17 protein-coding genes are annotated in these 12,695 nt (G+C 53.2%); all 17 read left to right on the forward strand.

Annotated features, from left to right (window positions below; translation table 11 throughout):
• Nucleotides 1-2: 2 nt before the first annotated feature.
• The 17 genes from fliI to flhB all read left to right on the forward strand — a co-directional run bounded on the left by fliI (nucleotide 3) and on the right by flhB (nucleotide 12,686).
• Nucleotides 3-1,334 (forward strand): flagellar protein export ATPase FliI, encoded by a 1,332-nt coding sequence (gene fliI, locus NFU03_RS01455; RefSeq protein ID WP_251635483.1) that lies wholly within the window; start codon nucleotides 3-5, stop codon nucleotides 1,332-1,334.
• Nucleotides 1,331-1,783: a flagellar export protein FliJ gene (fliJ, locus tag NFU03_RS01460; protein ID WP_251635485.1), complete on the forward strand. Its 453-nt coding sequence runs from the start codon at nucleotides 1,331-1,333 to the stop codon at nucleotides 1,781-1,783. Before fliI ends, fliJ begins: the two co-directional genes overlap by 4 nt.
• Nucleotides 1,784-1,787: 4 nt before the next feature.
• Complete coding sequence (locus tag NFU03_RS01465; protein WP_251635486.1) at nucleotides 1,788-2,393, forward strand: MotE family protein; 606 nt, start codon at nucleotides 1,788-1,790, stop codon at nucleotides 2,391-2,393.
• Between the two features lie 45 nt (nucleotides 2,394-2,438).
• Nucleotides 2,439-3,827, forward strand: coding sequence for a flagellar hook-length control protein FliK (locus NFU03_RS01470; protein ID WP_251635488.1), 1,389 nt, complete (start codon nucleotides 2,439-2,441; stop codon nucleotides 3,825-3,827).
• A gap of 3 nt (nucleotides 3,828-3,830) precedes the next feature.
• Complete coding sequence (gene flgD, locus NFU03_RS01475) at nucleotides 3,831-4,478, forward strand: flagellar hook assembly protein FlgD (RefSeq protein ID WP_251635491.1); 648 nt, start codon at nucleotides 3,831-3,833, stop codon at nucleotides 4,476-4,478.
• Nucleotides 4,479-4,500: 22 nt separating this feature from the next.
• Nucleotides 4,501-4,875 (forward strand): TIGR02530 family flagellar biosynthesis protein, encoded by a 375-nt coding sequence (locus NFU03_RS01480; protein ID WP_251635493.1) that lies wholly within the window; start codon nucleotides 4,501-4,503, stop codon nucleotides 4,873-4,875.
• A gap of 96 nt (nucleotides 4,876-4,971) precedes the next feature.
• Complete coding sequence (flgG, locus tag NFU03_RS01485) at nucleotides 4,972-5,847, forward strand: flagellar basal body rod protein FlgG (RefSeq protein WP_251635495.1); 876 nt, start codon at nucleotides 4,972-4,974, stop codon at nucleotides 5,845-5,847.
• Between the two features lie 83 nt (nucleotides 5,848-5,930).
• Nucleotides 5,931-6,152: a flagellar FlbD family protein gene (locus NFU03_RS01490; protein WP_251635497.1), complete on the forward strand. Its 222-nt coding sequence runs from the start codon at nucleotides 5,931-5,933 to the stop codon at nucleotides 6,150-6,152.
• Complete coding sequence (gene fliL / locus NFU03_RS01495) at nucleotides 6,142-6,570, forward strand: flagellar basal body-associated protein FliL (protein WP_251635499.1); 429 nt, start codon at nucleotides 6,142-6,144, stop codon at nucleotides 6,568-6,570. The genes NFU03_RS01490 and fliL overlap by 11 nt, the downstream gene beginning before the upstream one ends.
• 34 nt (nucleotides 6,571-6,604) lie before the next feature.
• Nucleotides 6,605-7,606 (forward strand): flagellar motor switch protein FliM, encoded by a 1,002-nt coding sequence (gene fliM, locus NFU03_RS01500; protein WP_251635501.1) that lies wholly within the window; start codon nucleotides 6,605-6,607, stop codon nucleotides 7,604-7,606.
• Entirely contained in the window at nucleotides 7,599-8,813 is a 1,215-nt protein-coding gene (gene fliY / locus NFU03_RS01505; RefSeq protein ID WP_251636203.1) for a flagellar motor switch phosphatase FliY, read from the forward strand. The genes fliM and fliY overlap by 8 nt, the downstream gene beginning before the upstream one ends.
• An 18-nt stretch (nucleotides 8,814-8,831) precedes the next feature.
• A complete protein-coding gene (locus NFU03_RS01510) occupies nucleotides 8,832-9,194 on the forward strand; it encodes a response regulator (protein ID WP_251635503.1) in 363 nt (120 codons plus the stop codon).
• Complete coding sequence (locus NFU03_RS01515; RefSeq protein WP_251635505.1) at nucleotides 9,175-9,879, forward strand: flagellar biosynthetic protein FliO; 705 nt, start codon at nucleotides 9,175-9,177, stop codon at nucleotides 9,877-9,879. The genes NFU03_RS01510 and NFU03_RS01515 overlap by 20 nt, the downstream gene beginning before the upstream one ends.
• Nucleotides 9,876-10,541 (forward strand): flagellar type III secretion system pore protein FliP, encoded by a 666-nt coding sequence (fliP, locus tag NFU03_RS01520; RefSeq protein ID WP_251635508.1) that lies wholly within the window; start codon nucleotides 9,876-9,878, stop codon nucleotides 10,539-10,541. The genes NFU03_RS01515 and fliP overlap by 4 nt, the downstream gene beginning before the upstream one ends.
• A 12-nt stretch (nucleotides 10,542-10,553) precedes the next feature.
• On the forward strand, nucleotides 10,554-10,823 hold the full coding sequence (gene fliQ, locus NFU03_RS01525; RefSeq protein ID WP_251635509.1) for a flagellar biosynthesis protein FliQ: 270 nt from the start codon (nucleotides 10,554-10,556) through the stop codon (nucleotides 10,821-10,823).
• 5 nt (nucleotides 10,824-10,828) lie between these two features.
• Complete coding sequence (fliR, locus tag NFU03_RS01530; RefSeq protein WP_251635510.1) at nucleotides 10,829-11,602, forward strand: flagellar biosynthetic protein FliR; 774 nt, start codon at nucleotides 10,829-10,831, stop codon at nucleotides 11,600-11,602.
• Nucleotides 11,603-11,606: 4 nt separating this feature from the next.
• Nucleotides 11,607-12,686, forward strand: coding sequence for a flagellar biosynthesis protein FlhB (flhB, locus tag NFU03_RS01535; RefSeq protein WP_251635511.1), 1,080 nt, complete (start codon nucleotides 11,607-11,609; stop codon nucleotides 12,684-12,686).
• Nucleotides 12,687-12,695: the final 9 nt, after the last annotated feature.

The raw sequence follows: 12,695 nt of genomic DNA on the forward strand, positions 1-12,695 counted from the left end.
TCATGAAAAAAGCTGAAGAACTTTCTAAAAAAATCCCAACCTTGAAAACAATGAAAAAGTACGGACGTGTGGCACGTGTCGTCGGACTGATGATCGAGTCGAAAGGGCCCGAAAGTTCGATCGGTGACCTGTGCATCATCCACTTGAACCCGTCCGATGACAATGACGCAAAAATCATGGCGGAAGTTGTCGGTTTCCGCGAGGAGATCGTCATGCTCATGCCGTATACGAATGTCACCGACATTTCGAGCGGCTGCTTGGTCGAAGGGACGGGCAAGCCGCTCGAAGTGAAAGTGGGCATGAACCTGATCGGGAAAGTGCTCGATCCGATGGGCCGTCCGATCGATCAGACGCAGCTTCCGAAAGGGCTAGCGACGGTCCGTACAGAACAGAACCCGCCGAACGTCCTGACGAGACCGACGATCAACGACAAGATTTCCGTCGGCGTTAAAGCGATCGACGGGATGCTGACAGTCGGCTCCGGTCAGCGAGTCGGGATCTTCGCAGGGTCCGGTGTCGGGAAAAGCACACTGCTCGGCATGATCGCCCGCAATACGACAGCCGATATCAACGTCATCGCGCTGATCGGCGAACGGGGACGGGAAGTCCGTGAATTCATCGACCGCGACTTAGGTCCTGAAGGGCTGAGCCGGACGATCGTAGTGGCAGCGACCTCCGATCAGCCTGCACTCATGCGCATCAAGGGTGCGTTCACTGCAACCGCGATCGCCGAGTATTTCCGCAACAGAGGCATGAACGTCATGCTGATGATGGATTCCGTGACGCGGGTCGCGATGGCGCAGCGTGAAATCGGACTCGCTGTCGGAGAGCCGCCGGCAACGCGCGGCTACACGCCATCCGTCTTTGCGATCCTGCCGAAATTACTTGAACGGTCCGGAACGAACGAATTCGGCGCCATCACGGCGTTCTATACTGTTCTGGTCGACGGGGACGACATGAACGAACCGATCGCCGATGCCGTCCGCGGAATACTGGACGGCCACATCGTGCTCGACCGGACACTCGCCAACAAAGGGCAGTACCCGGCCATCAACGTCCTGAAAAGCGTCAGCCGTCTCATGAACCATATTGCTGATGCGGAGCACGTGAAGGCAGCGGAAAAACTTCGCGAGCTGTATTATACGTACGACAAATCGGAAGATCTGATCAACATCGGCGCCTACAAGAAAGGCACGTCACGGGAAATCGACCAGGCGATCGAATATGAGCCGCTCATCACGAAATTCCTGAAGCAGAGCTACAAAGACAACATCACACTTGAAGAAAGTGTCGAAGAGCTCATCGCGCTCGCTCCAGGGGGCGGTCAGACGTGAAACCGTATCAATACCGGTTTGAGAAAGTGCTGACGTACCGGGAACAGGAGAAGAACGAGACGGAATCCGCCTACAAGCAGTCGATCGAAGACTTCGAGACGATTGCGACCGAACTGTATGGACTGCTGAAACGGAAAGAGACGGTGCTCGAACAGCAGCAGGAGAAGATGACTGTCGGATTCGCCGTGAACGAGATCCACCATTATGCCCGTTTCATTGAAAGTTTGGAAGCGAGAATCTCTTCCGTCCAGCAGCAGGTGATCCAGGCACGCAGCAAAATGACGTGGTTCGAGGAACAACTGCTCCAGAAGACGATAGAAGTGAAGAAATACGAAAAGATGCGGGAAAAAGATCGGGAAGTGTACCGGAAAGAGATGGAGCATGACGAAGCCGAGCGGCTGGATGAATTGGCCACGATGAAATTCCGCAAAAATGAAGATGGGTGGTAAGCCGGTGAAACGTAAAAAGGATAAACAGGACGATCCGTTCAAGGAAGAACGCCGGGCTGGCGGAATCTTTCAGCTGCTGTTGGCATGGTTCTTCATCCCGCTGATTTTTGCGGTCGCAGTTCTGCTGATCATCGCGAAAGTGGCCGACGTCGATGTTGTGGAGAAAGCGAAAGAATGGACATCATCCATCCCGGCGCTGGAAGAGAAGAAGCAGCAGAATTCAGCGAAAAAGGACGAACAGATTCTGGAAGAGCGGGCAGCCGCACTGAAAGAGGAAGTCAAGCAGAAAGAGCAGCAGCTGCTGGATATCCAGGAAGACTTGAAAAAGTCGAACGAAAAGAACGAAAAGCTGGTACTTGAGCAAGAGAGACTGAAAGCCCAGATCCTCGTGCTGCAGCGGACGAGCGACGAGAAGAAGAAGGATGTCGGCCAGATCGTCTCCACGTATGAAAAGATGTCAGCCAAGTCGTCAGCAGCCGTCATCTCGAAAATGGAGGAAGCGCAAGCGCTCCAATTACTCTCCCAGATGAAGGTCGATACCCTTGCAGCTGTCCTAGAAAAAATGTCTCCCGAAGATGCAGCGAAATATACTGCTCTTTTAGCCAAATGATGATATAATCATAAAGTAATAGATTTTAACTTCGGAGGTGAAAAAATGAACGCAGGTTCAGTGCAGCAAGTCCCTTCCGCGGCGGTCAGCCAGCTCGGAAAAGGAGCGTCAGCCAGCGGAAAAAGCGGCGGAATTTTCGGCGAGGTGCTGGCCGGGATGACGAAGCCTACCCAAGCGCAAAATGCTCAGAAAACCGACGGAACCGACGGAATCGACGATGCTGCAGAATTGATTGTAAATATCCTGGCATCGTCAGATATCGGCTCTTTGGCTCAAGCACTTGAAGAGTTGACGGGAGCCTCTGCAGAAGAAATTCAGGAAGGTCTCGGAGAGCTGAAAGCGAGCTCGAAACTGTCCGATTGGTCGGAAATACTCGGCGCAGATGTGACAGAGGTGATCGCAGTACTCGGTCCGCTGCTGGAAAAAGCAGGAGTGACGAAAGAACAGCTTGCAGAACTGTCGTACTCAAATGACGTCTGGCCTCTCGTCACCACAGTCGCTGAGCATGCATCAGAGATTGCAGCACGCCTTGAAAGCATGCTGGCAGGAAAAGACGGCCAGGAAGTCAAGGAGCAGGCAGTCAAAGCAGTCGCTCTGCTGAAGACACTGGCAACGGTCATGCCGTCAAAAGATTTGATGGGGTGGCAAGAGGAAAGCATCGGGAAATTGAATGAACAGCTGGCGGTCATGAAAGACAGTGCTGTGCTGCGCACGATGCTGGACACCAAACCGGCAGGGAATGCAGCAGGATTTCAAATGCTGCTGAAGAAATCTCCGCAAAGCATTACGCCATTCCAGCAAGTACCGGGTGACGCTGTTCAAGAGAAGAACACAGCCGATCAGCCGCGGACCCTTGTCCAGGCAATGGCAGCTTCATCACAAAGCAGTGACAGCAGTTCGGATGCAGATGGGAAAACTGAACAAAATCAGAACCAGCTTCTTCAAAATCCGACAAGTCAGCCGATAGTATCTAGGAACGTTTTCACTCTCGAAACACCTGCCGCAAAGCCGTCCGGACAGGCAGAAGCATTGCTCGAGAAACTTCAAGGGCTCTTCAAGCAGACGAATTTCGGACAGCTCGGCGGAACGAACCGGCTGCTCGTGAAATTGTATCCGGAACATCTCGGTCAAGTGCGTATCGAACTCGTCCAGGTGAACGGTGTCATGACCGCCAGGATTTTAGCTTCGACAGCGCTCGGCAAGGAAATGCTCGACAGCCAGCTGCATCAGCTGAGACAGTCATTCAGCCAGCAGAACATCCAAGTGGACCGCATCGATGTCACGCAGGCCGTCCAGGATCCGTCACGGAACGAGCGGAACCAGCAATTCAGCCAGCAGCAGTTCAAAGGGAACGAAGAACAGTCGGAACATAGCGATTCCGAGCAGGAAGAGCAGCAGACATTCCAGGAATTCCTAGTCGATTTGGAGGTGTAATCATTGATAGACGGACAACAGCCGATCAAAGAATCGATGTTCCTTATCAACAAACAGCGGGATGAACGGAAAACCGGACAGGGAACGTTAGGCAAGGACGATTTCATGAAACTGCTGATCGCCCAGCTGCAGAACCAGGACCCGACGAATCCGATGAAAGATAACGAATTTATCGCACAGATGGCCCAGTTCTCCTCACTCGAACAGACGATGAACCTTTCAAAAGCGTTTGAGAAATTCGCCGAAACGGCCAACCAGGGACAGCTGATCCAGTACAATTCTTTCGTCGGCAAAGACATTAAGTGGCACAAAGTCGCTGAAGAACCTGACGCTGACGGGAAACCAGTCATCACGGAAGGGACGGGCACGATTTCATCCATCAAGTACGTCAACGGCTCTGTTATTTTCACGATGAAAGACGGACAGGAACTGTCACCAGGCAACATTTCCGAAGTGCTCTCAGGCGGTGCAAGTTCAAACAGCTTAGTTGAAGCGAGCATGCTCATCGGAAAGAAAGTCGGCTACACCGACGGGGAAACGGAGAAAACAGGCACCGTCACTTCGGTATCGAACAAAGACGGCAAACTGCTCTATATCCTCGAAAACGGTGAAAAAGTCGACGGCAGCAAATTCACGACCATCAGCAAATAAAAAAACAGAACGGAGCGATCGCATGGAACAAGTCAATCTCCAGCGCCTCCATTCGCAACCGCAGCTGCGCCCCGGACAACTGACGAGACCGGCACCGAAGCAGTCTTTCGCCGAACAGCTGAACAGTGCACTCGCACCAACTCCGCTGAAAATCAGCAAACACGCATCGGCCCGACTCACAGAACGAAACATCACCATCTCCGAAGCCGAATGGGCTCGCGTCACGGACAAAGTAAACGAGGCGAAAGCGAAAGGAATCCGCGACTCCCTCGTACTGATGGACCAGGCGGCACTGATCGTCAGCGCCAAAAACTCCACAGTCATTACAGCGATGGACCGCACGGAAGCAAAAGATCAGCTATTCACCAATATCGACGGAACAATCGTTCTCAGCTAAGCAACACCCGGCAGGACCTCCTGAAGTGAGGATGCCGACGCACTGCCGACCGAATGAGGCAGCTGCACTCTACAATCCGAGAGGGGAAAATAATCAATGTTACGCTCAATGTACGCAGGAATCTCAGGACTCAAAAACTTCCAGACAAAACTGGACGTCATCGGTAACAACATCTCGAACGTCAATACTTATGGGTTTAAAAAAGGCCGTACGATTTTTAAAGATCTCTATTCGCAGACGGTAGCTGGGGCAAGTGCTCCAAGTGCTGCTCGTGGAGGTGTGAATCCAAAACAGGTTGGTCTAGGTTCTCAACTTGCTGCAATTGATACTTTACACACCGCTGGTTCTACGCAATTTACTGGAAATACACTTGATATGGCTATAGAAGGGGATGGCTTCTTTGTTGTTAAAGAAGGCACGACTAATATGTACACCAGGGCTGGCAATTTCTATTTAGATAGTGGTACGCCTTCAACAACAGCTGGTACTTCAAATCCTGCTCGTTTGGTAGATGGTGATGGACGTTTTGTAATGGGCTATAAAGCTGACGCGAATGGTGTTATTCAAGGTGCACCAACGACTACATCTAATGGTACTTTAACTCAGCTGGAAATCCCTACAGACGCAACTAATATGTCTGTTGGCCAAGATGGAACAGTAAACTATGTACAAAATGGCGTGCTGAAAATCGCTGGTAGAATAGCAATCGCTAACTTTAACAACCCTGGAGGATTGGAAAAAGTCGGGGGGAATCTTTTTCTTAATAACGTTGCCTCAGGCAATCCTTCGATCGGATATTCACAAGACCTTGGCCGTGGCACTATCAAATCCGGTTCCCTAGAAATGTCAAACGTCGATCTTTCCGAAGAATTCACGGAAATGATCGTCGCGCAGCGCGGTTTCCAGGCGAACACCCGGATCATCACTACTTCCGACGAAATCCTCCAGGAACTCGTCAACCTGAAACGATAATCGCTTAAGCTTAAAAAAGTCTAGCAACCTACTTCACTAGTCAAAGGAGGGCCGGGCCGGCTCTTGTGCCCGGCCCTTTACATATGATACAAGTCACACGACTGAATGGAGCGACCTTTCATCTGAATGCGCTCTACATAGAAAAAATTGAAGCGATGCCGGATACGAAAATCACGCTGACCACCGGAACGACCTATGTCGTCCTCGACCCGCTCGAGACCGTGAACGCCCGCATCACCGAGTTCTATAAATCCGTACAGCTGCTGTCGAATCCACACTTGCGAGGTGAAAAAGATGAAGAATAAAGTCCTGACCGTCTCCCTGATCATATTGGTGTCCATCACGCTCGTCGGCATCGTCGGCCTGATCCTCGTCCTCCAGTTCAACAAAGGGGACGACAAACCGAAGGAGCCGAGCATCGACGAGATCATCGAGGCGTCCGTCGACGTACCGGAGATCACGACCAACCTGAACGGCCGCCAGTTCATCCGCATTTCGCTGAAAATCCAGACGGACAACAAGAAAGCGGCAGCCGAACTGACGAAACGCGACTTCCAAGTGAACAACATCGTCATCCAGCAGCTCTCCGAGATGACTGCCAAGGACTTCGAAGGCAAAGCGGGCAAGCAGCAGTTCGAAGACGGCCTGAAAGCGCAGCTCAACCCTCTTATGCAAGAGGGCAAGATCGTGAAAGTCTATATTACGTCCTACATTATTCAATAACGCTGCCTGATGAGCGGTACAAGGAGGTGGGCCCATGCCGGGAGATATTTTATCGCAAAATGAGATCGATGCACTGCTGTCCGCCATATCGACAGGCGAGATGACTGCAGATGAAATGAAAAAAGAAGATGAAACGAAGAAAGTGAAAGTGTATGACTTCAAACGCGCGCTCCGGTTTTCGAAAGACCAGATACGCAGTTTGACGCGGATCCATGAAAACTTCGCCCGTCTGCTGACGACGTACTTCTCGGCGAAGCTGCGGACGTACATCCAGATCAACGTCGCGTCTGTCGACCAGATTCCGTTCGAGGAATTCATCCGCTCCATCCCGAACATGACACTCCTCAATATTTTCGAAGTTCCGCCGCTCGAAGGCAACATCATCATGGAAGTGAACCCGAATGTCGCCTACTCCATGCTGGAGCGGCTGATGGGCGGGTTCGGCGAGAGTTCAGGCAAGATCGACAACATGACCGAAATCGAGACGAAGATCCTCACTGGGCTGTTCGAGCGGTCCTTCGATAACTTGCGCGAAGCGTGGGCGAATATCGCGGACATCGACCCGTATCTTGCGGAGATGGAAGTGAACCCGCAGTTCCTGCAGATGATTTCGCCGAACGAAACGGTTGTCGTCATCTCGTTCAATATCGTTATCGGGGAATCGAGCGGGATGATCAATATATGCATTCCGCATGTCGTGCTCGAGCCGATCATCCCGAACTTATCCGTTCAATACTGGATGCAGACGAACAAGAAGGAGCCGACGCCTGAACAGAGCGTCGTGCTCGAACAGCGACTGAGGAAAGCGAACCTCCCTGTCGTAGCGCAGCTCGGGGAAGGGAAGATGACGGTCGAAGATCTGCTGTATCTGCAGCAGGGAGACGTCATTCAGCTGGATACCGCCCACGATGATCCGCTGACGATCGAAGTGAGCGGCGTCCCGAAATTCACTGCACAGCCCGGCCATTTACGGAACCGGATGGCAGTCCAAATACTAGATACCCTGATTGGAGGGGATGACGAAGATGATGAGTGACAATATCCTTTCACAGGAAGAAATCGAAGCCCTGCTGCGCGGAGAATCCATTAACACAGGAGGCGAAGCGGAGCCGGGCGGGAAGCAACCGATCCGGACGGAAGACTATCTGGATGAAATGGAGCAGGATGCTCTCGGCGAGATCGGCAATATCTCGTTCGGCAGTTCGGCTACCGCCCTCTCCGGCCTCCTTGGCCAGAAAGTGGAAATTACAACGCCGACGATATCGGTCATTCACCGGGATGACCTCGAGACGGAATTCGTCCATCCGTACGTTGCGGTCGGTGTCGAGTACACTGTCGGGCTGAGCGGAACGAACCTGCTCGTCATCAAGCAGAGCGATGCAGCGATCATCGCGGACCTCATGCTCGGCGGCGACGGACTGTCGCCTGATGAGAACCTCGGCGAGATCCACTTGAGCGCAGTCCAGGAAGCGATGAACCAGATGATGGGGTCGGCGGCGACATCGATGTCCACCGTCTTCAATAAGAAGGTCGACATTTCACCGCCGACGATCGAACTGCTGAACGTGCAGGCGGATGAAGGGACGGACAGCATTCCGCAAGACAACTTGCTGATCCGGGTGTCCTTCAACTTGAAAGTCGGAGAGCTCATCGACTCGAACATCATGCAGCTGTTCCCTCTCAATCTCGGGAAGGAACTTGTCGCCTCGCTTGTCGGTGATGCAGCAGCAGAGGCAGCGCCGACCACTGCGGAACCGGAAGCGCGGGCGCCGCACCAGTCATCAGCACCTATGCAGGAACCCGTCCGCCAGGAGGAACCTGTTTACCGGCAGCCGGCGTACGAGCAGCCGAGTGCAGCGGCACAGCCGGCTTATACGGAGCCGCCTCAGCAGATGCCGCAGCGCCAGCAGGCACCTCAGCATCTGGACGTCCAGCAGGCGCAGTTCGCGAGTTTCGATGCGCCTTCGCTGTCTCAGTCCGAAGCCTCCAATCTGAACCTACTGCTGGATATCCCGCTGCGGGTGACCGTTGAACTCGGACGGACCCAGCGTTCGGTGAAAGAGATCCTGGAGATGTCGAGCGGTTCGATCATCGAACTCGACAAACTGGCCGGAGAGCCTGTCGACATTCTCGTGAACAACCGGAGGATCGCCAAAGGGGAAGTTGTCGTCATCGATGAAAACTTCGGGGTGCGCATCACCGATATTTTAAGCCAAACAGAACGTCTGAACAATTTACGCTAAAACTTGGAGGTCATTGATATGTCAAAACGTATTCTCATAGTGGACGATGCTGCATTCATGCGCATGATGGTGAAAGATATTCTGTCAAAAAACAACTTTGAAGTCGTCGGTGAAGCAGCAGACGGTGTCCAGGCTGTCGAAAAGTACTTCGAACTCAAGCCCGACCTCGTCACAATGGATATTACAATGCCCGAAATGGACGGCATCGCCGCTTTGAAAGCGATCAAGGAAAAAGATCCGAACGCAACAGTCATCATGTGCTCGGCGATGGGGCAGCAGGCAATGGTCATCGACGCCATCCAGGCAGGCGCGAAGGATTTCATCGTCAAGCCGTTCCAGGCAGACCGGGTAGTAGAAGCCATTGAAAAAGCGCTCAGCTGATCCAGCGCGCGCGTCCCGGCTGATCGGCCTGCTGATCGCCTGTTCCGTCTTCTTTCTTGCAGTCTGCCTGCCGGCGGAGTCCGCCCATGCGGAAAAGGACTCCTCGGTGACGGATTATCTGAAGGAGAACAGCGGGAAGGACAAGGCACCTGAAGGGACCAAGCAGCCGCCGGCATCCGAGGAACCGCCTGCTGCAGCTCCCGGAGTCGGCCTGTCATTCTGGGATTACTTGAAGACGGGTCTTGCCCTGCTGTTCGTCATTGCGCTCATCTATGGCATGGTGAAAGTGGTCAATACCCGGAACCGGATCACCCGGCATGGCAAGCTCATGAAAAACATGGGCGGCCTGTCGCTCGGCCAGCAGAAATCGATCCAGCTCGTCCAGATCGGAGAGCGTTATTATCTTGTCGGAGTCGGGGAAGATGTCCGGCTGCTGAAAGAGCTGACAGATTCGGATGAAATCGCCGCGCTGACAGCGTATTATGCCGACGAAGAGGAAGGCGGACAGCACAGCCCAATCCTCGCTCTTCTGGACCGGCTGAAAAATGCAAAACGGAATCCATACCAGGAACAAGAAAGTCCCGCAGATTTCGGGGACGTTTTCAAAACCAAGCTGGCTGAAATCGAGAATGAGAGGAAGCGGAAGCTGAATCAGCTGACGGAGAAGGAGCGCAATCGAGAATGACTGACTTCATGCAATTTTTTTCGGATAGTGATCCGGGTGCCGTATCGACATCCGTCAAAATGCTCCTTCTTCTGACCGTCCTTTCGCTGGCGCCTGCGATCCTGATCCTGATGACTTCGTTCGCCAGGATCATTATTGTTTTGTCGTTCGTGCGCTCGGCACTCGCCACCCAGCAGATGCCGCCGAACCAGGTGCTCGTCGGGTTAGCACTTTTCCTGACGTTCTTCATCATGGCGCCGACGTTCCAGCAAGTGAACGACCAGGCGCTGACCCCGCTGTTCAATGAGGAGATCTCGCTCGACGAAGCGTATGCGAAAGCGAGCGTACCGTTCAAGGAATTCATGGGTAAGCATACCCGCCAGAAAGACCTGGAGCTGTTCCTCAGGTACAACAATGCCGACCGTCCGGAGACGATGGAGGATATCCCGCTCACGATGATGGTTCCGGCATTCGCCCTGAGCGAGATCAAGACCGCGTTCCAGATGGGCTTCATGGTGTTCATCCCTTTCCTCGTCATTGACATGATTGTGGCCAGTGTCCTCATGTCGATGGGGATGATGATGCTGCCGCCGGTCATGATTTCACTGCCATTCAAAATTCTGCTGTTCGTGCTCGTCGACGGCTGGTATCTGATCGTAAAATCACTGCTGCAAAGCTTCTAGGAGGGGTTCAGGTTGACAGGAGAACTGATAATCGAGATTGCGGAACGTTCCATCTGGGTCATTCTGATGGCATCCGGGCCCCTGCTCATCGTCGCCCTCGTGACAGGGCTTGCGGTCAGTATCTTCCAGGCGACAACGCAGATCCAGGAGCAGACACTCGCGTTCGTGCCGAAGATCATCGCCGTCATGGTGGCGATCGTCTTTTTCGGTCCGTGGATGCTGTCGAAAGTGACGGCGTATGCGGCGGACATCTTTGACAACTTGTCACGGTATGTAGGCTGACGGGCATGGAAGCGTTCGTACCTTTCGTCTCCGTCTATCTGCTCGTCCTGACGCGCATCGCGGCCTTCTTCGTCACGATGCCGCTGTTCTCCTACCGGGCGATCCCGCCGGTCATGCGGATCGGAATCGCCGTCCTGCTTTCCTGGGTGATCGTCTTCACGCTGGACACGACGGGCGTGGATATAAACGGGGAGTACATTCTGCTCGTCCTGAAGGAAGCGGTCATCGGCCTGTCGATCGGGGTCATCGCTTTCATCGTCATGGCGGCAATCCAAGTGGCCGGCGGACTGATCGACTTCCAGATGGGGTTCGCCATCGCGAACGTCATCGATCCGCAGACGGGCACCCAGTCGCCGCTGCTCGGGCAGTTCTTCAACTCCCTGGCGCTGCTGCTGCTGCTCGCCGTCAATGGACACCACGTGCTGCTGGACGGCATGTTCTACAGTTACCAGTTCCTGCCGATCGATCAAGTATGGCCGCACTTCGGCAATGGCAACGCGGCGGAACTTGTGCTGAAGACGGTAGCCGCTGTATTTGCGATTTCGTTCCAGATGGCGATCCCGATCGTTGCGACATTGTTCCTCGTCGACCTGGCGCTCGGTATCACCGCGCGGACAGTGCCGCAGCTGAACATTTTCGTCATCGGATTCCCGATCAAGATCGGCGTCGGTTTCCTGGTGCTCTTCATCATGGGGTCGGTCATCGTTGCGATGATGCAGAAAATATTCGAAGTGATGTCGTACGCCATGAGAGATCTCATGATGCTGTTAGGAGGTTGACCGGATGCTGCGCTTGGATCTGCAGTTCTTTGCAGGGGAGAAGACGGAGAAAGCGACACCGAAAAAACGGGAAGACTCCCGGAAAAAAGGTCAGGTGCTCAAAAGTCAGGATGTTACGAGCGCCGTCGTCCTGCTGTCCGTGTTCCTGTTCCTCTTTTTTGCCGCCGGCTTCATGAAAGACCGGTTTTTCCAATTTTTCATACAGACTTTCCATACATACATATCGATGGAGAAACTCGACATCGACCAGACGATGCTCATCTACTTGGAAATCATCAAGGAAATGGCATTCGTCCTGCTTCCGATCATGCTTGTCGCAATGATCGGAGCGATTGCCGGCAACCTGATGCAGTTCGGCCTGCTGTTCACCGGAGAGCCGCTGAAGTTCGACTTGAAAAAGATCGATCCCTTGAAAGGGCTGAAGCGGATCTTTTCCATCCGTGCGATCGTGGAACTGCTGAAGTCATTGCTGAAGATTTCTTTCATCGGGGGCGTCACCTCCCTCGTCCTGTACATGAATATCGACAAAGTACTCGAATTGGCGTTCAAGACACCATCTGCCTCGATGAAGACGATCGGACAGCTCGTTGCACTGATGGGGATTACCGCATCGTTCGTCCTGCTGTTCATCTCCATCCTGGATTTCCTCTACCAGAAATTTGACTACGAAAAAAACTTGCGAATGTCGAAACAGGACATCAAAGATGAATATAAGAACATGGAAGGGGATCCGCAGATCAAATCGCGGATCAAACAGAGACAGCGCGAAATGGCGATGCGGCGCATGATGCAGGAAGTGCCGGAAGCAGACGTTGTCATCACGAACCCGACCCATTACGCAATCGCGCTGAAGTACAAGGACGGCGAAATGGAAGCGCCAGTCGTCGTGGCAAAAGGGGCGGACTTCATCGCCCAGAAGATCAAGCTGATCGCGAAGGAAAATAATATCGTCACCGTCGAAAACAGGCCTCTCGCGCGGGCGCTGTATGCCGACGCGGAGATCGGGTCAGGCATTCCCGACCAGTTTTTCAAAGCGGTCGCTGAAGTGCTCGCATACGTCTACCGCATTCAGCGGAAAATCTAACTGACCAAC

It is taken from the genome of Sporosarcina sp. NCCP-2716 (assembly GCF_023707985.1).
Taxonomy (GTDB): domain Bacteria; phylum Bacillota; class Bacilli; order Bacillales_A; family Planococcaceae; genus Sporosarcina.

What these genes read in the sequence shown, in the direction of transcription:
- fliI (WP_251635483.1), top strand. Translation starts at nt 3, where the DNA reads ATGAAAAAAGCTGAAGAACTTTCTAAAAAAATCCCAACCTTGAAAACA.
- NFU03_RS01470 (WP_251635488.1), top strand. Translation starts at nt 2,439, where the DNA reads ATGAACGCAGGTTCAGTGCAGCAAGTCCCTTCCGCGGCGGTCAGCCAG.
- NFU03_RS01480 (WP_251635493.1), top strand. Translation starts at nt 4,501, where the DNA reads ATGGAACAAGTCAATCTCCAGCGCCTCCATTCGCAACCGCAGCTGCGC.
- flgG (WP_251635495.1), top strand. Translation starts at nt 4,972, where the DNA reads ATGTTACGCTCAATGTACGCAGGAATCTCAGGACTCAAAAACTTCCAG.
- NFU03_RS01490 (WP_251635497.1), top strand. Translation starts at nt 5,931, where the DNA reads ATGATACAAGTCACACGACTGAATGGAGCGACCTTTCATCTGAATGCG.
- fliL (WP_251635499.1), top strand. Translation starts at nt 6,142, where the DNA reads ATGAAGAATAAAGTCCTGACCGTCTCCCTGATCATATTGGTGTCCATC.
- fliM (WP_251635501.1), top strand. Translation starts at nt 6,605, where the DNA reads ATGCCGGGAGATATTTTATCGCAAAATGAGATCGATGCACTGCTGTCC.
- fliY (WP_251636203.1), top strand. Translation starts at nt 7,599, where the DNA reads ATGAGTGACAATATCCTTTCACAGGAAGAAATCGAAGCCCTGCTGCGC.
- NFU03_RS01510 (WP_251635503.1), top strand. Translation starts at nt 8,832, where the DNA reads ATGTCAAAACGTATTCTCATAGTGGACGATGCTGCATTCATGCGCATG.
- fliP (WP_251635508.1), top strand. Translation starts at nt 9,876, where the DNA reads ATGACTGACTTCATGCAATTTTTTTCGGATAGTGATCCGGGTGCCGTA.
- fliR (WP_251635510.1), top strand. Translation starts at nt 10,829, where the DNA reads ATGGAAGCGTTCGTACCTTTCGTCTCCGTCTATCTGCTCGTCCTGACG.
- flhB (WP_251635511.1), top strand. Translation starts at nt 11,607, where the DNA reads ATGCTGCGCTTGGATCTGCAGTTCTTTGCAGGGGAGAAGACGGAGAAA.